Origin of the sequence: Actinocrinis sp. (assembly GCF_035653575.1) — a bacterium.
Taxonomy (GTDB): Bacteria; Actinomycetota; Actinomycetes; order Streptomycetales; family Catenulisporaceae; genus Actinocrinis.
Genome location: NZ_DASRBQ010000151.1, coordinates 1 through 19,035, shown reverse-complemented (window position 1 = coordinate 19,035; position 19,035 = coordinate 1). Strand labels below are relative to the sequence as shown.

Sequence of the window (19,035 nt, the reverse complement as noted above, 5' to 3'; positions counted from 1 at the left end):
ACCACCACCGCCCCCGCCCCCGCCCCCGCCTCCTCCGCCGCCGACGGGGCCGGAGCCGAGCCCGCCGCATCCCAGGCCGACGCACATTCCGGTGCCCCCCGCACCGCAGAGGCCGCATCCGCATAAGATCCCGACCCCGCCAAGGCCGGCGCGGCCGCATCCGAAGCGCAAGGCGTGGCCAGTCAGCGTCCTGGTACGTACGGTGCCGTCGCTGCCTGGCGTGCGGTTCGCCGTTGACGGCCAGATCTTCACCACCGGCACCGACGGAACGGTCACGGTGACCCTCGAACACGACTTCACCCAGCACACGCTCGCGTTGCTCACGCCGACCTTCACCGCGGTCGATCACCGCTACACGTTCTACCGGTGGGAAGGCCAGCGCGATCCCAACCAGGCGTTCCGCACCGTGGTGACCGGCCTGCCGTGGCGGGCGCCGTACGCGATCACCGCGTCGTTCTCCCAGCAGTGCCCGGTGACCCCGGCCTTCACCGATCAGCACGGCGTCCCCCTGGACGTCGCCACGCTCGACTCGGCTACCGTCCGCAGCGACACCGGCCAAGTCAGCGCGCTTCCGGTGCGCGGCACAAGCTGGCTCACCTGTTCCGTCCCGGTCTACGCGGGTGGCGCCCTCGTCAACCGGCCGCTCGGCTATCGGCTGCAGTCCCTGATGACAGGCGGCACCAACGTCGTCGACTCGGGAAAGCAGGCCTTCCAGCCGTCCGGCAATCCGCGGCCCACCTTCGTCGGCTTCTACTACAACCTCTCCGTCACCGCGCACGACGCGCTGTTCGGCGGCACGACCGGCCGGCAAGCCGTGTTGACCGGCCCCGACCATCGCCAGCACACCGTCGCATTCCCGCTGCAGCACGCGGCGACCTTCAGCCACCTGCCGCGCGGTGACTACAGCCTGACCGTGTCGGGTTCGTCAGGCGTCGCCCTTTCCAAGCCCATCAGACTTTCGCGCGACAGCACGGCCGACGTGGCCGTGGTGACCGGCACCGACCTGGGCTCCACGGCGGCCTGCGGCAGCGTGATCGCGGTCGCCCTGCCGCTGGTCGCCCGGCATCGCCGCCGGCGGCTGAGCCGGTTCCTCGGCTCGGGCTTCGCGCGGCTGCGCCACAAGGAGGACACCGAGTGATGAACGGTTCGCTGCGCAAATGGCTGCCGCTCGCCCTGTTCGGGCTGATCGCCGCGCTCGGGGCCGCGGCCGTCGCCGCCGGGTTCACGACGCAGGGCGGCGGCACCGTGCGGGCCGGCTCGGCCGCACCGGTCACCTCCGGGGCACCGAGCCCGGGGTCGGGGGAGGCCCAGATCGCCAACCCGGCCAGTTCGCTTCCGGTGCTCGCCTACTACTACATCTGGTTCGACCCCACGTCCTGGGATCGCGCGAAGATCGACTATCCGCAGCTCGGCGACTATTCCAGCGACGATCCGAACGTGGTGCGCCAGCACGTCGAATGGGCCAAGTCGGCGGGCATCCAAGGGTTCATCGTCAGCTGGAAGGACACCGCGACCAACGACCGGCGGCTCAAGCTGCTCATGCAGATCGCCAAGCAGGAGAACTTCAAGCTGGCGATGATTTACCAGGGTCTCGATTTCAACCGCAAGCCGCTGACCACCGACCGCGTCGCCGCCGATTTCCGCACGTTCCACGACGAGTACGCGTCCGATCCGGTCTTCTACCGGATCGGCGGCAAGACCCTGACGATCTGGAGCGGCACGTGGGACTACAGCCACGCGTCCGTCGCCCAGGTGACCGCGCCGGTGCGTAACAGCATGCTGGTTCTCTCCACCGAGAAGAGCGTGCAGGGATTCGACCGCCTCGCCGACGTGACCGACGGCGACGCCTACTACTGGTCCTCGGTCAATCCCGAGACCAACTCCAACTACTCCGACAAACTGAAGGCGATGGCCACGGCCGCGCACAAGGCCGGCAAATACTGGATCGCCCCCTTCGCCCCCGGATTCGACGCCCGCCTGGTCGGCGGCACCGGAGTCATCGACCGCAACGGCGGCCAGACGCTGCGCGCCGAGTACGCCGCGGCGCTTTCCTCCTCGCCCGACATCATGGGCCTGATCAGCTGGAACGAGTTCAGCGAGAACTCCTACATCGAGCCGTCCCGCAAATACGGCACCTTCTATCTCGACACCATGCGCGAACTGCGCTCGGCGACCGTGCCGTCCAGCCCGCTGGCGCAGGACTCGAACACGCAGGCCGGCGGCACCAGCGGCTATCTGCCCAACCTGCTCAGACTCGGCGGGTTCGGCCTCGTGCTCGTCGGCGCAATAGGCGCCGTGGCCACGGGCCGCAGATCCCGCGGCACGCCCGCTGCGCCGCCGAAGTCCTCAGCTGCCGACACGGACTTCGTGGCCTCGGCCCGGTCTTCCGATTGACAACTTCACAGCAGAACCTGCGCCACCAGCAGGACCCAAGCACCACCTGAGAAAAGAGGAACCATGCGCTCAACGGCGAGTCGCAGTCGGATCACCCGGCGACGGGTTACCGGAACCACCCTGGCCGCGGCACTGACCGCGTCCTTCACGCTCGGTTTCCCCGCGGCGGCACAGGCCGCGCTCTCCGGCGAGTCGAGCCAATTGACCCGCGCGCCGTACCTGAGCGACCTGACCACGGCGTCGGTCGTCGTGAACTTCGGCACCGCGGCGCAGAGCCACGGCACCGTGAAGTACGGTCCGCCGGGGAACTGCGCGGCCCAGTCCGTTGTCTCCACCAAGCTCGGCTCGCCGATCACGGTGAACGGGGTGACGGAGTATCAGAACTCGGTGACCGTAACCGGCCTTAACGCCAACACCGCGTACTGCTACCGCGTCTACACCGGCGGCACGAGCCCGGTCGACCTGCTCGGCACCAACCCCTCGCCGGTCTTCACCACGCTGGCGGCTGCCTCGGACACCGCACCGTTCACGTTCGACGTGATGGGGGACTGGGGCGACACCACCAACAGCGGCGTCGACGATGGTTCGCTCAATGTCAACCAGGCCAACGTGGACGCCCAGGTCGCGGCCAGCGGCGCCCGGTTCCTCCTCTCAGCGGGCGATGTCGCCTATCAGGGCGGGACCGCTACGAACTACGGCGACCTCTACCAGACCGGCGTCGACGTCAGCGCGGTGTTCGGACCGTCCTATTGGGCCGTGCCCGGGCTGAGCATCCCGGTGTACTCGACCTCTGCGAACCACGGGCAGAACGCCACCTTCCTGTCGATGTGGCCGGAGGCGAGCATCGCGGCCAACGGTGTCTATGGGATGGTGAGCTATCCCTCAATCGACGGCACGACCCCGGGCAGCTATCCAACCACGTACTACGCCTTTACCACCGGCGGCGTGCGCTTCTACGTGCTCGACATGTCCTGGGGCAACTCGAACGTCGGGACGGCGACCGGCGGTGCCTGCGGTTCGCACTGCGCGATCTACCAGGTCGACCACGATGCACACTGGACGACGTCCTCGGCGGAGTACCAGTGGCTCTCCGCGGACCTCGCCGCGCACCCCGGCGGAATCAAGCTCGCGATCTTCCACTTCCCGCTGCGCTCCGACGACGCCACCGAGCCCGACGATCAGTACCTTGACGCCACCGCGGGTTCGACGGGGACCATCGAGCAACTGCTCAAGTCCGGTGGCGTGCAGCTGGTGTTCAACGGACACGCCCACGACTACCAGCGCAACGTGGCGCCGCCGTTCGGCGTGATCAGCTACGTGACCGGTGGCGGCGGAGGCTCGGCCAGCTCGATCGGCGGACACGGTTGTGAGAGCACCGACGCCTACGCTGTCGGCTGGTCTTACAGCCATGCCAGAGGCAACGCCTGCGGCGCCGCCACGCCGCCCACCAGCGACGCGCAGGTCTACCACTTCCTGCGCGTCACGGTGAACGGCAGCGTGATCTCCGTCGCCCCGACCGATTCCACGGGCACGGTATTCGACCCCTACACCTACAACCTGGCGCCCGACAGCACGCCGCCAACCGCTCCGAGCAGCCCGAGCGCGGTTCTCTCCGGCACGTCCAACGTGCTGAAATGGGCCGCGGCCACCGACAACGTCCAACTCGGCGGGTATGACGTTTACCGCGATGGCGCGTACCTCGCGACGGTGCGCCCGAATTCGCTCACTTATAAGGACACGACGGCCGGCGGTGTCGCGCACACGTACTACGTCGTCGCGCGCGACCTCGCGGGCAACACGACCGCTTCGCAGAGTGCCACGGGGTGACGAGCGTGGTCGAACTCGGAGATCAACGGTGCCCTACCGGCAGTTCCGTGCTGCCGGTAGGTGAGTCCACGGAGGTGACGCGGTAGAGCTCGCCGCTCTGCTCCCACTCCCGCAGGGTCCGGTAATCTGCCTCGATCTGCGCCGGATCGTCATGCAGGAGGTAGCACGTGCCGGGCGAGGTAGCCGAGTCCACGGTCGGCTGCAGCTCGTCGCCGACTTCGACGCTCAGGTTCAGCGCGGCGAAGGCAGGATGGAACCCGCGATCCGGGCGCCGGATTCGATCAGTACCCGACCCCGGTCGGTGAGCATGATCTCCGAGTGCGCGGGCCCGTGGCGCACGCCCAGGGCGTCCAGGACCGGAAGCAGGTAGCTGCTCAGGGTGCGCGCCGCCGGGTCGTCCGGGCGACCGGTTCTTCGTAGTCGTATACAGGCGCGCCGTGCGGGCCGAGCCGCTTGTGGTACCGCCAGATCTCGGCCACATGGGCGCGAGGGTGATGGGCCGGTGCGCGGTTCGCCGCAAATGCAACGGGCGGGCGGCGCCGTCATGGCCACCGCCCGCCCGCGACCGACATCCCGCGACCGAGATCCCGCGAACTACGAACCCTTAGTCGAAGGCTTCCGCCCCGGCGTCCCCGTCCGCAGCGATCCCGTCGCCGTCACCGCCGCAGCTGTCCGGCCGGTTCGCTCTCCTCCGGTTCGCCGGACGACGCCGACGGCTCGCCGTGCCCGGACGCGGAGTCGGCGTGGCCCGGCCACCAGGCCGCGTGCCCGATCAGCGCCGTGAGCGCGGGCGTGAAGAACATCGCCATCACGAACGCCGCCACGGCGATGCCCGCCGAGATCGCGAAGCCCATCTGGGTCAGCGTGGACTGGCCCGCGAGCATGAGCGAGGCGAAGGAGCCGGCCAGGATCAGTCCGGCCGCGGCGATCGTCGGCCCGGCGTGCTTGACCGCCTCCGCGGCGGCCGCGCGTGGCGAGCGACCCGCTCTGGCCTCCTCACGCAGCCGGGTGATCATCAGGATGTTGTAGTCGGTTCCCAGCGCGACCACGAACATGTACATGATCACCGGCAGCATGAAGATCAGGCCCTTGTTGCCGCCGGAGTTCTGGAACAGCAGCACCGTCGCGCCCAGCGTCGCGCCGAAGCCGAGGCCCACCGAGGCCATCAGGTACAGCGGCGCGACCAGCGCCCGCAGCACCAGGCCGAGGATGATCGTGATCAGGATCGCCGCGACCGGGAAGACCACCGCGTAGTCGTGGTCCACCGCGGCCTGGATGTCCACGTAGATCGCCGTGATGCCGCCCACCAGCGCGCTCGTCCCCGCCGGAGCCGCGCCGTGCGCGGTCGCCCGCAGCGGGCCCTTGAGTGTGTTCATCGCGTCCGAGGACGCCGGGTTGGCCGTGAGCGTGACCTGATACGCGGCCACCGTCCCGGCCGGGTTCGGCAGGGCCGCCGAGACCGAGCCGACGCCGGGCACCGCCGTCAGCTTCGTGCGATACGACGCGAGCTCGTCCGCGGTCAGCGGCGAACCGCTGTCCGACTTCAGATACACCTGCGTCGGCTGCGTCGCACCGGCCGGCTCGCCGCGCAGCAGTTCGTTCTGCCACACGGTCGACTCCGCGGTGGAATTGGTCGAGCCGGAGGACAGGTCGAAGGTCGGCTTGAAGCTGAACGCCGCGATGGCCAGGGCAACCATCACGATGCCGGAGATCGCGGCGAAGCGGGCCGGGCGGCGGCCCATCGAGGCGCCGATCGCGGCGAAGCGCGCCGCGCGCGGCTCGGTCTTCCAGGCCTTCGACGGCCAGAACACCCTGGTGCCCAGCAGCGCGACGATCGCCGGGATGAGCGTGAGTCCCGCCAGAAGCGTCACCGCGACCGCGATCGCGAGCGACGGCCCGAGCGAGCGGAACAGGCCGAGGGTGGACAGCGCCAGCGCCATGAACGCCACGATCACCGCGCCGGCCGCGGACGCGATCGCCTCGCCGGCCCGCTCCACCGCCACCGCCACCGCTTCGCGCGGCGAGTCGCCCGCGCGCAGCCGTTCCCGGTAGCGGAACATGAAGAACAGTATGTAGTCGGTGCCCACGCCGAACAGGACCACGATCAGCAGCGAGGTGACCGAGCTGTCGGTCTTCAGGTCGAAGGTGTTGCTGGCCCATGCAATCAATCCGTCGGCCACCTGCGAGACCAGGCCGATGGTGATGATCGGCAGCAGCGCGATGATCGGGCTGCGGAAGATGATCAGCAGCAGCACCAGGATCAGGCCGATGGTGGCGATGCCGATGATCGCGTCCGCCTTGTTCCCGGAGTCCTGCGAGTCGAGATTCTGCGCTGCGGTGCCGGTGATGCCGCCCCTGAGGTCGGTGCCGGCCAGCGCCGACTGAAGCTGCGTGCGCAGCGCCTTGACCGCGTCCGTCTGCGCCTTCTGCTGCGGATCGTTCTCCGTCGGCATCTGCACGCCGATGGTCTGGATCAGCTTGTTCGGCGAGGCCGGGCCGACGTCCAGCGAGGTCACGTCCGGCACGGCGGCGGCCCTGAGCCTGCCCGCGATCTGCGTCACGGTCGACGAGTCGGCCGCGGTCAGCGCGCCCTTGTCGCCGCGCTCGAGCACGATGATCGCCGCCGGCGCGGCATGCTGCGGGAACGCCGACTCCTGCAGCTTCTGCGCCTGGATCGATTCGTAGTGGCTCGGCAGGAAGCTGGACTCGTCCGCGGTCGAAGCCAGCTTCGGCGCGAGCGCGATCACCGCGATCGCCGCGATGATCCAGACCCCGATCACCCGCCAGGGATGGTGCGCGACCATCCGGCCAAGTCGTGCGAACACGGCAGGTATTTCCTTCCCCTCGTTGACGGCCGGCCCGGGACCCTCGAACCCGCGGGCGGCCACCCGGCAGGGTTGGTGCCGGGCAGGGGCAAGCTTACTTGTCGCCCGGCAAGTAGGGCGGTTAGGGTGCGGAACACCGGAAGGCGGCCAGGTGTTTCCCGGGTAGCGCCTGCGGTGATGAGGGGCCTGATGAGTATCGCGACGAGCGTGACGAGCACGATGACCGCGGGCGGCACGCGGCGGGTGGAGCGCGGCGGGCGGCCGCCGGAGCGCGCCGAGCGCGAGGACACCCGCGCCAGGATCCTGGCCGAGGCGGTGGAGCTGTTCGCGGCCAACGGCTTCGCCTCGACGACCACCAGGGAACTGGCCGAGCAGATGGGCTTCACCAAGGCGGCCCTCTACTACCACTTCCGCACCAAGGACGACCTGCTCGCGGCCCTCGTGGAGCCGGTCGTCGCCGAGATCGCCGCGCTGGCCGGCGCCCCCAGCCGCGACACTCCGCACCCCGACGGGGACGTCGGCCGGGTCGGCCTGCTGGCCGGATACCTCGACCTGGTCGCGGCGCATCGCCGGGTCTTCCGGGTGCTCTACCAGGACCCTGCCGTCGGCCGAAACGAGAAGGTCAAGGCGATCGTCCGGGAGGGCTACACGCCGCTGGTCGAAGCCCTGCGCGTCCCCGGCCAGGACCCGGTCACCGCGCGCACCCGGGTGCGCGCCGCCCTCGGCAGCATCCACGCGGCCCTCGCCGACGACACGCCCGAGGAAGACCTGCCCCTCGTGCGTGCCGCCGCCCTCGTCGCGGCCTGTGGCGCCCTCGGCATCAACTGCGCCGATCCGGCGCAACCTATGACGGTGATTCAGCCCAGGCCCGCAAAGGGCTGACGCCCGCGGCTGCCGAGGCGGCCACGGGCGTCAGGTGTCTGCTATACGTCAGCCGGCAGAGCAGGCGCTGCCGTTGAGGGTGAAGCCGGTCGGTGCCGGGTTCGAACCGTTCCAGGATCCGTTGAACCCGAAGCTGGTGCTTCCGCCGGTTCCGATGGACCCGTTGTAGGAGACGTTGCTGACGGTGACATTGCCGCCGGACTGGGTGTAAGTACCGTTCCACAGCTGGGTGATGGTCTGCCCGGCGGTGAACGACCAGCTCAGCTTCCAGCTGCTGACCGGCGCGCCCAGGTTGGTGATCGTGACGTTCACCCCGAACCCGCCCGGCCACTGGCTCGAGACCGCGTAGCCAACTCGGCAGCTGCCGCCGCCGCTCGACGCACTGGCCGAGGGGGAGCTTGACGGGCTGCTGGAGGGGCTGGAGGAGGGTGAACTCGACGGGCTGGAGGAGGGTGTGCTGGACGGTGAGCTCGACGGGCTGCTCGAGGGCGAGCTGGAGGCCGAGTTGCTGGGCATGACGCCGCCGGCGTTGAGGGTGTTCAGGACGGAGGTGTACGCCGGCTTGGGTTGCCAGTTGGTGTCGAAGAGGGTGGCGGCGCCTTGGCCGGAGAAGGTGCCGGGGACCCAGGAGTCGGCGTCGCTGAGGTTCCATTGGGTGACGCCGGGGCAGTGGGCGTTGTTCAGGCAGGTTTTGACGATGTTGGCGTCGTCGGTGGCCTGCTGCTGCAGGTTGCTGCTGCTGGCGGGGGTGGGCATGCGGTCATCCAGTTCGGTGATCGCCACGTCCAGTCCGAGGGCGGTGAAGCGGGCCATGTTGGCGGCCAGGGTGCTGGGGACCTGTCCGACGATGAAGTGGCTTTCGAAGCCGATGCCGCTTAAGGGGACGCCTTGTTGCAGCAGTTGCTGGGCGAGGGTGTACATGGCGTTGCTCTTGGAGCCGGTGCCTTCGATGTTGTAGTCGTTGATGTACAGCTTGGCGTTCGGGTCGGCGGCGTGCGCGGTCTTGATGGCGTCGGCGATGTACTGTTCGCCGCCGCCGAAGGCGTTGTAGAACACGTCCTGGCGGTAGGAGCCGTCGTCGTTGAACGGCTCGTTGACCACGTCCCAGGCGTAGATCTTGCCCTTGTAGTGGGTGACCTCGGTGGTGATGTGCGCTTCCATCGCGCTCTGGACCTGGTTCAGCGGCAGGGAGCTGACCCAGGAGGGCAGCTGGGAGTGCCAGACCAGGTTGTGTCCGCGTACCCGGGCGCCGTGGGAGGTGGCGAAGTTGACGATGTTGTCCCCGGGGCCGAAGTTGTAGGAGCCGTTGCTGGGCTCGATGGTGTCCCACTTCATCTCGTTCTCGGGGGTGATCATGTCGAACTGGGTGGCGGCCAGGGTGGTGGCCGAGGAGTTGCCCAGATCGCCCTGTCCGACCGCGGCGCCGAAGTAGCGCCCGTCGGCCTCGGCCGCCGCGCGCAGCGTGCTGGCCGCGTTCGCGGTGCCGGTGAGCACCACGACCCCGGTGCCCGCGGCCACCAGCGCCACCGTGCCGGCGGCCATCGCCGCGCGCACCCGGCGGCCCCACGGCCCGCGGCGCCTACGTCCGGCACCGATACCGGCGCCAGTGACGATATCCATAGGTTCATTCCTTTGAGAGCGCTAACGGAGTGCTCGGGCGCAAGCCGACGCGAAGTTGACCCGGACGGCCCGACCGATCCCGGCTGCTTAATGTCGCGGTGAGCGTGCCAAAGCGCCCTCGAAATCTCAATGGCGGTTCCCGCAACGTTTCGACCACGGGTGTTCAGCCGGTGTGGAGAGGGCGTAGGTCGAAGATGCGACGTGAAACTTACTTCGAGTCGGCCGGTTGCCGACCGCTTGATATATCGGTTGGCGGGCGCTGGGTTTCGCCTGGTGCTCATTTTCGAACCTTGTCACGCAAGATTCGGGCGCCGGGTAGGCAACGCGTCCAGCGGGTTAGGCTCTTGTCGTGTCAGACGCCGAGCAGCCCGCGCACCGACCGCAGTCGTTGATGCTCACGTTCTTCGCCGTGCACATGCTGAAGCGCGGCGGCGCCGTGTCCTCCGGCAGCGTTATCAACGTGCTGGGACGAGTCGGGGTCGGCGAGGACGCGGTGCGCACCACGCTCGCGCGCATGGTCACCCGAGGCCTGCTGGAGCGCCACCGGCGCGGCCGCAAGACCTACTTCGGCCTGACGCCGCGCGCGATCGGCGTGCTCCAGGACGGTCACCACCGCGTGTGGCGGGTCGGCGCCGTCAATCGCGCGTGGGACGGCACGTGGACGGTCGTCGGCTTCTCGCTGCCGGAGGCCTGGGCGAGCGAGCGGCACGACCTGCGCTCCCGGCTGGTGTGGGGCGGCTTCGGGCCGGTGCAGAACGGCCTGTGGATCGCGGCCGGACGCGTGGACGTGGCCTCGCTGGTCGCGGATCTGGGCCTTGATTCATACCTGCGCGTCTTCCACGGGCAGTCGGCCAAGCCCACCGAGGCCGTCGCGCTGATCGAAGCCGCCTTCGACCTCCCGGGCATCGCCGAGCGGTACCAGGCCTTCCGGGCGCGATGGGAACGCGCCGACGCACTGCTGCCGGGCGCCGACGATCCGCTTGCGCGCCAACTCCTGCTGCACACTGAGTGGCTGAACCTGGTGCGTCAGGATCCGCATCTTCCCGCCGAGCATCTGCCCGCGCACTGGCCTGCCGCGCGTGCCGAAGAGCTCTTCTACGCCTTGGCAGGGCGCTTCGACGAGCCCGCGGCCCGGCTGGCGACCGAGGTGCTGGACCGTATCGACGTCGGCTGAGCGAGCTGCGCGGGGACACCGGCGCCGCACGCCGCACGCTGCACGCCCTGAGAACCCGGGAACGCCGGAGCGCAGGAGCGCAGGCTAGCGCTTCGCGACGGTGTAGGTCAGGTGGGTCACCCGGGACGACGCGTCCGCGCGGCTTTGCGTCAGCGCGAAGCGGTCGGGGTCCACATGGTCGAACAGGCGGATGCCGGTGCCGAACAGGACGGGTGCGAGCGTAATGGAGAACTCGTCGATCAGGCCGCCGTTCAGGTACTGCTGGATCGTCTCGGCGCCGCCGGCGATGCGCACGTCGCGCTCTCCGGCAGCCGCGCGGGCCTGCTCCAGGGCGCTCTCGATGCCGTCGTTGACGAAGTGGAAGGTGGTGCCGCCAGGCCGCTCCCACGGATCACGCTTGGTATGAGTGATGATGAACACCGGGGTGTGGAACGGCGCCTCCGCCGGCCAGGACAGCTCGCCGGCATCGAACATCCGCTTGCCCATGACGCTTACGCCGGTGCGCTCGAAGGTCGCCCGTACGACGTCGTTGTCGACTCCTTCCTCCCCGCCTTCGCCGAGCTTGAGGTTCTCCCGGAACCACCGCTGCGGGAAGACCCACGACTGCAGCGCCGACCACTTCGTCATCCAGCGCCGGACCCGCGGATCGCCGCGGCCCTCGGGCGAGAAGACGAGCTCGACGGGCGCGTCGTCGGGCGCCATGAAGCCGTCCAGTGACATCGTCACGCTGAAGAACACCTTGCCGGCCATCAGCCCTCTGCTCCCTTCGGTGCGTTCTCGTTTCGGGTGAGTTCGGCGACGTAGTGCGCCAGGTTGCGCAGGGTCTGCTCGCCGCCCTCGATCGCGTGATACTTCTCCACGGCCTGCGCGCGCAGCTCCTTGGTCGGGAACACCGTGCGCATCACGATCCGGGTCTGCCCGCCGGCAGGCTCGAAGGTCAGCACCGATTCGAAGGTGTTGGGGTCGTCGCGGGATTCGCCGTGCCGCAGCGCGATCCGCTCGGGCGGCGTGATCTCGGTGTAGGTGATCCACTCCTGGTAGTCGGTGCCGTCCGGCCCGTGCATCACGAAGTCCCATGTCCCGCCGACGCGGAAGTCGAAGGACCGCGTCGTGGTGGTGAAACCCTCAGGTCCCCACCACCGCGACAGGTGGCGGACCCGTGTGAACGCCTCGAACACCAGCTCCCGCGGGGCGCCGATCAGCCGGGAGATCACGATCTCGCGGTCCGCGTCCGGGTGCGCGGGCTCGCTGCGGCTACTGTTCGCCGTCATCCGGTGCTGCCTCCTGACTTGCTTGCTTCAACTCCTGCACGTATTCGTCCAAGCGGTCGAAGCTCGCGTTCCAGAACCGCTCGAAGCCGCCGACCCACTCGTGGATCGGCCTCAGGCCGCGTGCGTCCAGGCCGTACAGCCGCTGCTTGCCTGCCTCGCGCACCCGCACCAGCCCCACCTCGCGCAGCACCCGCAGGTGCTTGGAGGCTTGCGGCTGGGTCATCCCGAGGTCCCGGGCCAGGTCGGTCACCGGTCGTTCGCCGCCCCGCAGCAGCCCCAGGATCTCCCGCCGCTGCGGCTCGGCGATCGCGTTGAACGCGTCCGAGGTCGTCGCCGCTCGAGCCATGGCGCCATCATATGCCTATATCGGAATGCGTCAACGATTCTTCGCCCGAACCGCCTCGCTCCTCCCGGTCCAATGTTCGGCAGTCTCTTGACCGCAACAAAAATTCTGCCGTACATTCACGTCGTTCCGCCGCCATGGCGCAGTGCCCCTGTTCGCCTCAGGAAGGCGTTTCCATGCAACGACGCATGCCCGCACTCTTCATCACCCTCTGCCTCACCCTCGCGGCCGGGGCCGGCGCCGCCAGCGCGGCCGTGACTCCCGCCGCGGTTCCCGCCGGGCACTACACCGGCACCCTGGCCGACGGCGCGACCTGGATCGCCGACACCCCAGCGCACTGGAACGGCACGCTGATCCTGTTCAGCCACGGCTTCGGCCCGCTGTCCGCCGCCGACGCGCCGAGCCAGGCCAGCGCGGACGCGCTGCTGAATCAGGGCTATGCGCTGGCCGGGTCCTCTTACGACCCGAACGGCTCGTGGTGGGCCCTGGCCAGCGCCGAACGCGACCAGTTCGCCACCCTCACCGCCGCCTCCCGGCTGCTCGGCGCGCCGAAGCGGGTCCTGGCGGTCGGCGAGTCCATGGGCGGCCTGATCAACAGCCAGATCGCCCAGGACGGAGCCGGGCGGATCAACGCCGCGCTCAACCTGTGCGGCCTGGTCGCGGGCGGCGTGGACCTGAACAACTATCAGCTCAACGCCGAGTACGCGATCACGACGCTGCTGCCCGGCGCCTCCGGCATCCCGATCCGGGACTACGCATCCCCGGACGCGGGCTCCGCGGCCGCGACGCAGATGGTCGCCGCGATCACGCAGGCGCAGTCGAACGCTTCCGGACGTGCCCGCATCGCGCTGGCCTCGGCTCTGCTCAACGAATCGGACTGGGCGCCCGGCGTCAGCGCCCCCGCCCCGCGCGACTACGCCGGACAGGAAGCGCAGGAGTACACCTGGCTCACCTCGGGCCAGCTGCAGTTCATCGAGTTCGGCCGCTACTACATCGAGCTGGCCGCGGGCGGGGACAGCAGCTGGAACGCAGGGGTCGACTACGCCGCGCTGCTGCGCGGATCAGCCCACTACCAGCAGGTGCGTGCGCTGTATCGCCAGGCCGGGTTGGATCTCGACGCGGACCTCGCGGCGCTCACCCGCGGCGCGCACTACACCGCCGAGCCCGGCTCGCTGGCCGCGATGCGGGCCACGTCGACCAACAGCGGTCACCTGGGCGTGCCGCTGCTCGACGTGCACACCACCTCCGACCAGCTCGTCCCGGTCGAGCAGGAAAGCGCGTTCGCTGAGAAGGTCCGCGCCGCCGGGGACGGCGCCCTGCTGCGCCAGGCGTTCGTCGCCCGCCAAGGCCACTGCAACTTCACCACCGCCGAGATCGTCGCCGCGCTCGACACGGTGAACCAGCGGGCGGCCGACGGGCACTGGGGCGCCAGCGCCAGCGCCGCTAATCTGCAGGCCGCCGCCACGGCGCTGAACCTCGACGGTGCCGCGTTCGTCCGTTACCGCCCGGCCCGCCTGGTCGTGCAGAACCCTGAGCCGCGCCCGAGCCGCTGACCGCGACTGGTTGGCAGAACGGCTGATCGGGGGGAGCGGAGGGTTGGATCCGCTCCCCCCGATCACAGCGTGCGTCAGGAGATCACAGCGTGCGTCAGGAGGCGCTGGCCGAGTAGCTGTTGATGGTGAAGTTCTCCTGCGTGTTGTTCGTGCCGCTGATCTCCCAGCCGTACTGGATGGTCGAGAGCGTCGGGTTGGAGAAGTAGCCCTTCGTGTTCTCCAGGTACTTCAGCAGGTCGAGCAGGTTGACCGTGCCTGCGGTCTCGTTTCCGTTGCGCACGAACGAGTAGGTGGGGTTGGAGCCGTTGTTGCCGGCGTACAGGGTCCAGGTGTTGCCGTCGAGGGTCAGGGTGCCCACGGACGAGCCGAGCGGGCCGACATTGCCGCTCACGTCGGTCCAGACCATGACCTCGATGCCGGAGCCGTTGAGCCAGATGTCGTAGGCGGACTCCCAGTTGCCGCCGCTGGGATTGGTCTCGTTGAAGCTGCTGGTCGCCGACGAGAGCGAGTTGAGGGCGACGCCGACGCTCTTGCTGATGTTCGCGTAGGACTTGACGCCCGACGTGTTCGGCTGGGTCGAGAAGACACCCCAGTTGGTCGCGGACTTGACCCAGAGGGTCTGGGTGCCGTGGCCGCTGCCCCACTCGTCGTTGTAGATGGTGTAGCCGCCGATGGAGTACTGCGCCCACTGGCCGGAGTCCTCGTAGAGGTAGCCGGAGGACCCCGAAGAGGTCGGGGTCGGGGTCGGGGTTGGTGTCGGTGTCGGAGTGGGCGTGGGCGTCGAGGTGCGCGTCGGTGAGCCGGTGGCGACCGCGCCGGTGCACGTGGTGCCGTTGAGCGTGAACGAGGTCGGGTTGCCGGGGAAGCTGGAGCCGGTGTAGCTGCCGTTGAATCCGATGCTGGTGCTCGCATTCGTGCCCAGCGAGCCGTTGTAGGAGACGTTGGCGGCGGTCACGTTCTGGCCGGACTGGCTGAAGCCGGCGCTCCAGCCCTGTGTGACGCTCTCGTTGCCCGGCAGGGTGAAGCCGAGGGTCCAGCCGGTGAGCGGCGAGCCGAGGTTCGTGATGGAGATGCTCGCGGTGAAGCCGCCCGGCCACGAGTTCGCGGTATATGAGACCTGGCACCCGCTCGCGGCGCTGGCGGATTGGGCGACGGCCAGCGCGGCGACCCCGGTGGTGACGAGCACTGCCGCGGTCGCGGCGGCCATTCGGCTTCGCTTGTGGGAAGCGGCGCTGCGCGATGTGTTGCGCCGCGCCGCGCGCCCTTCGGATTCTGACATCGTGGGTGTCCTCTTTCGCTGTGGGTCGTTCGGCGCGGCACCGCGTTAGAGGCGTCACCTCTGGCCGCGGTATCGAAGCGCTTCGACCCAGGGATACCCGTGGCGGTTCGCGCTGTCCAGGTCACGCTGTTCAGAAGGAAATGCGAGATCGCAGGACCGTGTGGCGCGGCGAAAGAACCGCTGGCAGAGCCTTGATCCGCGAGGGCTGGGCGGCGGGAATGGGTTTGTCGAAATGAAAGCAAGCGCTTCGACGATCTTTTCCGGCGGCGAGTCAGCGGGAGTCGAAGATGAGTTCGCGCATCAGCTCGCTTGGGCCGGCGGCGATCGTTCCCGCGGCGGCGTCCCGGTAGATGCGGGCAGCCGCGCTGTCGGCCGCGTACCCTCTCGCGCCGTGGAATTGCATGCAGGCTTGCGCGGCTGTGACTGCGAGCTCGGTCGCTTTGAGTTTGAGGATGGACGCGACGCGCGCGTTGAGACGGCCCAACGCGTGCTGTTGCGCGGCGTAGCGGCCGTACTGCTCGACCAGCGCGAGGTCGGCGGACAGCTCGGCGACGCGGTGTCGGACGGCCTGGTTCGCGCTGAGCGCGGCGCCGTTTGTCCGATGGCTGCGCGCGAACTCGTCGAGCAGCGATACGCAGAACGCCGTGCCGCCCACCGCGAGCAGCCCGGCGACTAAGCGCTCGAATTCCAGCGCTTGCGCGAGATAGATCAGTGTCCGTCCGGGCTTTCCGATGATCGCGTCGTTCGGGAGGTGTACGTCGTTGAAGTCGACCGTGCACACGTCCGCGGTGCGCCACCCCAGCATCGGCTCGGAAGTCGCGGTCACGCCGCGCGCCTGCGCGTCGACGGCGAAAAGGGCTAGGCGAGACAGGCTCCGCTGCTGTTCAGCGTCGCTGCCCGGCGGTCCGATGCGGGCGAGGGTGATGATGAGTCCGGCCTGCGAGCCATTGGCGACGTGCAGCTTGCGGCCCGAGAGCCGGTAGCCGCCGTTCTCGTCGGGTTCGGCGCGCGTGCGCACGGAGCCTAGATCGGTGCCGGCGCCGTCCTCGCTCAACGCGAGGGCTGCGATCCGCTCCGCTCGGCGGATCGCGGGCAGATAGATCTGCTGTTGCCGGGCCGAACCGAACTTCATCAGGTATGAAGGGGCCATATATGCGTGCACGCCGATCGCGGCTCGGATTCCGGCATAGCCTGTGCGGCCGAGCTCTTCGAGGAAGACCGCGCTGTCGAGGAATCCCGGTCCGGCGTGCGGCAGCGCGAACAACCCGGCTTCGGCGAGGCAGATCCAGCCGCCGCGATCGATATAGCCCTGATCCTCCCACTGCTCGGCAAAGGGCAGCACGTCGCGCTCAAGCACTTCCCGCACCCGCAGGCGCGTCTTGTGCTGTTCCACTTCAGCGTCCTGAGTGCTCATCTACGTCAGCCCCAGCGTTTTGGAGGCGATCCGGGCGCCTTCCGCGAGCGCGCGAAGCTTCGCCCACATGATCGAGGGGTGCACGCGGGCGCTGAACGGGGTCTGCGCGAATCCGCAGTCCGTGCCCGCGTCGATGCGATCGGCTCCGATAAGGCGCGCGTTGCGCAGCAAGCGTTCCGCGACCAGATCCGGATGCTCGACGATGTTGGTCGCGTGGCTGATCACCCCCGGAATCAGCCGCTTGCCTTCCGGAAGGGCGACCTCCTCCCACACCGCCCACTCGTGCTCATGTCGTGGATTGGCCTGCTCTATGGCGTAGGAACCGGCGTTCACTTGGAGGATCAAATCCACGATGTCGCGCAGAGGCACGTCGCCGGTGTGCGGCCCGTTCCAGCTTCCCCAGCACACGTGATAGCGCACGCGTTCCGGAGGAATGCCTTCCAGCGCACGGTTGAGGGAGCTGATACGCAGCTCGGCCCACTCGCGGAACTCGCGCACCGTCTCAGGGCCTGCATTCGGCGCGTGCACCATCGAGTCGTGCATCATCGTCAAGTACGCGTCATCGATCTGCACATACAAGCTGGCGTTCACAATCTCGGTGTACTCGACGCGCAGGGCGTCGGCGACCGCCAGTGCGAACTCCCGCTCTGTGCCGTAGTACTCGTCGCGGCGTACCGGCATCACGCTCCCGGGCGCCACGACCGGCAGGAAAGCGCCGCGCGCTCCATGTCGTTCCGCCGCCGCCAGCAGATTCGCGATGTCGCGGCGCAGCTCTCTTCGCCCGCGATAGCGGATCGGCCCGGTGCACACCCATTCCAGGCCACGCTCGGGTTGGCCCTCCGGGAACTGGACGCGGTCGTATTCCGCGAAGAACTCCGGGAACGTGCGCCGGTCCAATCCGAAGCGCTGCGGCTCGGGTTCGGCGTCCCCGATCGGCCGTTCCTCGAAGCCGTCGAGGCGTTCCCTGATATACGTCGCCCAGGTCAGCGTCTTGCCGAACTCGCCGTCCGAGACGATGTCGACGCCGGCGGCGACCTGGTCGCGCACCGCGTCGTCGACGCATTGCGCGAGCACCCGCTCGAACTGCGCCTCGTCATAGGGGGTCCGGTGATGCCTGGCGAGCAGGAAGGGACGCAGCTCGGGCGGCCGCACCAGGCTGCCGACGTGCGTGGTCGCGATCGCGCTCATCGACCGCTCCTGCCGGAGTCGGCTGCCGGGAGCAGGTCGGCGAGGGTGAGCGGGCTTCGACCTGCGTCGGCGAGTTCCTTGAGGCGCCGGTAGGCATCGGCCAGTTCGCGGGTGGTCGGCGCTGCGCCGGAGGCGGCCAGCGCGGCGCGCAGCCCGGCCAGGCTCGTGTGCTTGCCGAGGGCCAGGCCCGGCGCCGCGCCGAACACGGAGCCGAGCGCTCCGTAGCTCGAGTCGTCTGCCAACACCGCGTCCTGATGGACTCCGGCGCTGTGCACGAAGGCGTGCCGGCCGACCACGGCCTTGTTCCAGGAGACCGAGTACCCGGTGGCCTGCTCGACGACGGCGCTGGCCGGGGCGAGGTCGGCCGGATGCACCGCGCAGTCGACCCCGTGAGCCGGGCCCTTGACCCGCAGCAGCACCGCGATCTCCTCCAGCGCCGTGTTCCCGGCCCGCTCGCCGACCCCGTTGACCGAGCACTCGACTTGATCGGCGCCGGCGAGCACTGCGGCGAACGCGTTCGCGGTGGCAAGACCGAGGTCGTCGTGACAGTGGACGGACACCGCGGTCGGCAGGCCGGCCAGGGCCTCCCGCACCCCGGACACGGCCCGCCCGATCTCCTCCGGCGTGGCCACTCCGGCGCTGTCCACCAGCGAGATCGTGCCAGCTCCCGCTTCCGCCCCGGCGCGCGCGAGTTCGGCGACGAACCCGGGTCGCGCGCGCGGCACGTCGCCGAGTGACAGCTGCACGTCGGCGACCAGGTCACGGGCCCGGGCCACGGATTCGCGGGCACGCTGCGCCATCTGGTCGAGCGTCAGGCCGGCCGCGCGCGCCTGGATCTCGGAGACCTGTACGAACACGGTGATGCGCGGCCGCGCCGCTCCGGCCAGCGCGGCGTTGGCGCGCGTGACGTCGATCCGGTTCGCTCTGGCCAGCGCCGCCACGATGACCGAGTCGCCGACCTCGCCGGCCACCGCGTGTACGGCCTCGAATTCACCCGGCGAGGTCATCGGATATCCGGCCTCGATCGCATACGCGCCCGTAGCGACGAGGGCGCGGGCGAGCCGCACCTTGGCCTGCGCGTCCAAGTTCACGCCGGGAGCCTGGCCCCCCTCACGCAACGTGGTGTCGTAAAGCGCGACCTGGCGCGTGCCGGAGTCATTCATCGCGCCACCGGCACGGTGCGATCTTCAGCGGAACGCGTCGGCCCGTGAGCGTGCGTCGACCACAGCGCGCCCAGCGCCTTTCGGTCGACCTTCCCGGACGCG

15 protein-coding genes are annotated in these 19,035 nt (G+C 69.3%); 6 read left to right on the top strand and 9 right to left on the bottom strand.

What is annotated here, in order from left to right:
- Positions 1–220 precede the first annotated feature (220 nt).
- From VFA06_RS20580 to VFA06_RS20570, 3 genes are all read left to right on the top strand, one after another.
- Positions 221–1,138, top strand: a complete 918-nt coding sequence (locus tag VFA06_RS20580; protein ID WP_324842284.1) for a hypothetical protein — start codon at positions 221–223, stop codon at positions 1,136–1,138.
- Complete coding sequence (locus tag VFA06_RS20575) at positions 1,138–2,394, top strand: endo-1,3-alpha-glucanase family glycosylhydrolase (RefSeq protein ID WP_324842283.1); 1,257 nt, start codon at positions 1,138–1,140, stop codon at positions 2,392–2,394. The genes VFA06_RS20580 and VFA06_RS20575 overlap by 1 nt, the downstream gene beginning before the upstream one ends.
- A 63-nt stretch (positions 2,395–2,457) precedes the next feature.
- Positions 2,458–4,221, top strand: coding sequence for a metallophosphoesterase family protein (locus tag VFA06_RS20570; RefSeq protein WP_324842282.1), 1,764 nt, complete (start codon positions 2,458–2,460; stop codon positions 4,219–4,221).
- A 656-nt stretch (positions 4,222–4,877) separates the two neighbouring features.
- Here VFA06_RS20570 and VFA06_RS20565 read toward each other — a convergent pair.
- Positions 4,878–7,046, bottom strand: coding sequence for an MMPL family transporter (locus VFA06_RS20565; RefSeq protein WP_324842281.1), 2,169 nt, complete (start codon positions 7,044–7,046; stop codon positions 4,878–4,880).
- 189 nt (positions 7,047–7,235) lie between these two features.
- On the opposite strand from VFA06_RS20565, the gene VFA06_RS20560 reads away from it, so the two are divergent.
- On the top strand, positions 7,236–7,928 hold the full coding sequence (locus VFA06_RS20560) for a TetR/AcrR family transcriptional regulator (protein WP_324842280.1): 693 nt from the start codon (positions 7,236–7,238) through the stop codon (positions 7,926–7,928).
- Positions 7,929–7,976: 48 nt separating this feature from the next.
- Here VFA06_RS20560 and VFA06_RS20555 read toward each other — a convergent pair whose 3' ends face one another.
- A complete protein-coding gene (locus VFA06_RS20555; protein WP_324842279.1) occupies positions 7,977–9,548 on the bottom strand; it encodes an endo-1,4-beta-xylanase in 1,572 nt (523 codons plus the stop codon).
- Positions 9,549–9,897: 349 nt separating this feature from the next.
- On the opposite strand from VFA06_RS20555, the gene VFA06_RS20550 reads away from it, so the two are divergent.
- Positions 9,898–10,722 carry a PaaX family transcriptional regulator C-terminal domain-containing protein gene (locus VFA06_RS20550; RefSeq protein WP_324842278.1) on the top strand — a complete coding sequence of 275 codons (825 nt, stop codon included), beginning with the start codon at positions 9,898–9,900 and terminating at the stop codon, positions 10,720–10,722.
- An 84-nt stretch (positions 10,723–10,806) separates the two neighbouring features.
- On the opposite strand, the gene VFA06_RS20545 is transcribed toward VFA06_RS20550, so the two are convergent.
- From VFA06_RS20545 to VFA06_RS20535, 3 genes are read right to left on the bottom strand one after another with little or no spacing between them, the layout of a single operon-like run.
- The gene (locus VFA06_RS20545; RefSeq protein WP_324842277.1) at positions 10,807–11,472 is read right to left on the bottom strand and encodes a dihydrofolate reductase family protein; all 666 of its coding nucleotides are present in this window, start codon (positions 11,470–11,472) and stop codon (positions 10,807–10,809) included.
- On the bottom strand, positions 11,472–11,993 hold the full coding sequence (locus tag VFA06_RS20540; protein WP_324842276.1) for an SRPBCC family protein: 522 nt from the start codon (positions 11,991–11,993) through the stop codon (positions 11,472–11,474). Before VFA06_RS20540 ends, VFA06_RS20545 begins: the two co-directional genes overlap by 1 nt.
- Complete coding sequence (locus VFA06_RS20535) at positions 11,977–12,339, bottom strand: metalloregulator ArsR/SmtB family transcription factor (protein WP_324842275.1); 363 nt, start codon at positions 12,337–12,339, stop codon at positions 11,977–11,979. Before VFA06_RS20535 ends, VFA06_RS20540 begins: the two co-directional genes overlap by 17 nt.
- Before the next feature lie 173 nt (positions 12,340–12,512).
- Here VFA06_RS20535 and VFA06_RS20530 point away from each other — a divergent pair, with 173 nt between their 5' ends.
- Positions 12,513–13,889 carry an alpha/beta hydrolase gene (locus VFA06_RS20530; RefSeq protein ID WP_324842274.1) on the top strand — a complete coding sequence of 459 codons (1,377 nt, stop codon included), beginning with the start codon at positions 12,513–12,515 and terminating at the stop codon, positions 13,887–13,889.
- A gap of 94 nt (positions 13,890–13,983) precedes the next feature.
- Here the strand turns inward: VFA06_RS20530 and VFA06_RS20525 are convergent, their stop codons facing one another.
- From VFA06_RS20525 to VFA06_RS20510, 4 genes are all read right to left on the bottom strand, one after another.
- Positions 13,984–15,096 (bottom strand): cellulose binding domain-containing protein, encoded by a 1,113-nt coding sequence (locus VFA06_RS20525; protein WP_324842273.1) that lies wholly within the window; start codon positions 15,094–15,096, stop codon positions 13,984–13,986.
- 343 nt (positions 15,097–15,439) lie between these two features.
- Entirely contained in the window at positions 15,440–16,582 is a 1,143-nt protein-coding gene (locus VFA06_RS20520) for an acyl-CoA dehydrogenase family protein (RefSeq protein WP_324842272.1), read from the bottom strand.
- Complete coding sequence (locus VFA06_RS20515) at positions 16,583–17,770, bottom strand: cobalamin-independent methionine synthase II family protein (RefSeq protein WP_324842271.1); 1,188 nt, start codon at positions 17,768–17,770, stop codon at positions 16,583–16,585.
- Entirely contained in the window at positions 17,767–18,933 is a 1,167-nt protein-coding gene (locus VFA06_RS20510) for a homocitrate synthase/isopropylmalate synthase family protein (protein WP_324842270.1), read from the bottom strand. Before VFA06_RS20510 ends, VFA06_RS20515 begins: the two co-directional genes overlap by 4 nt.
- Positions 18,934–19,035: the final 102 nt, after the last annotated feature.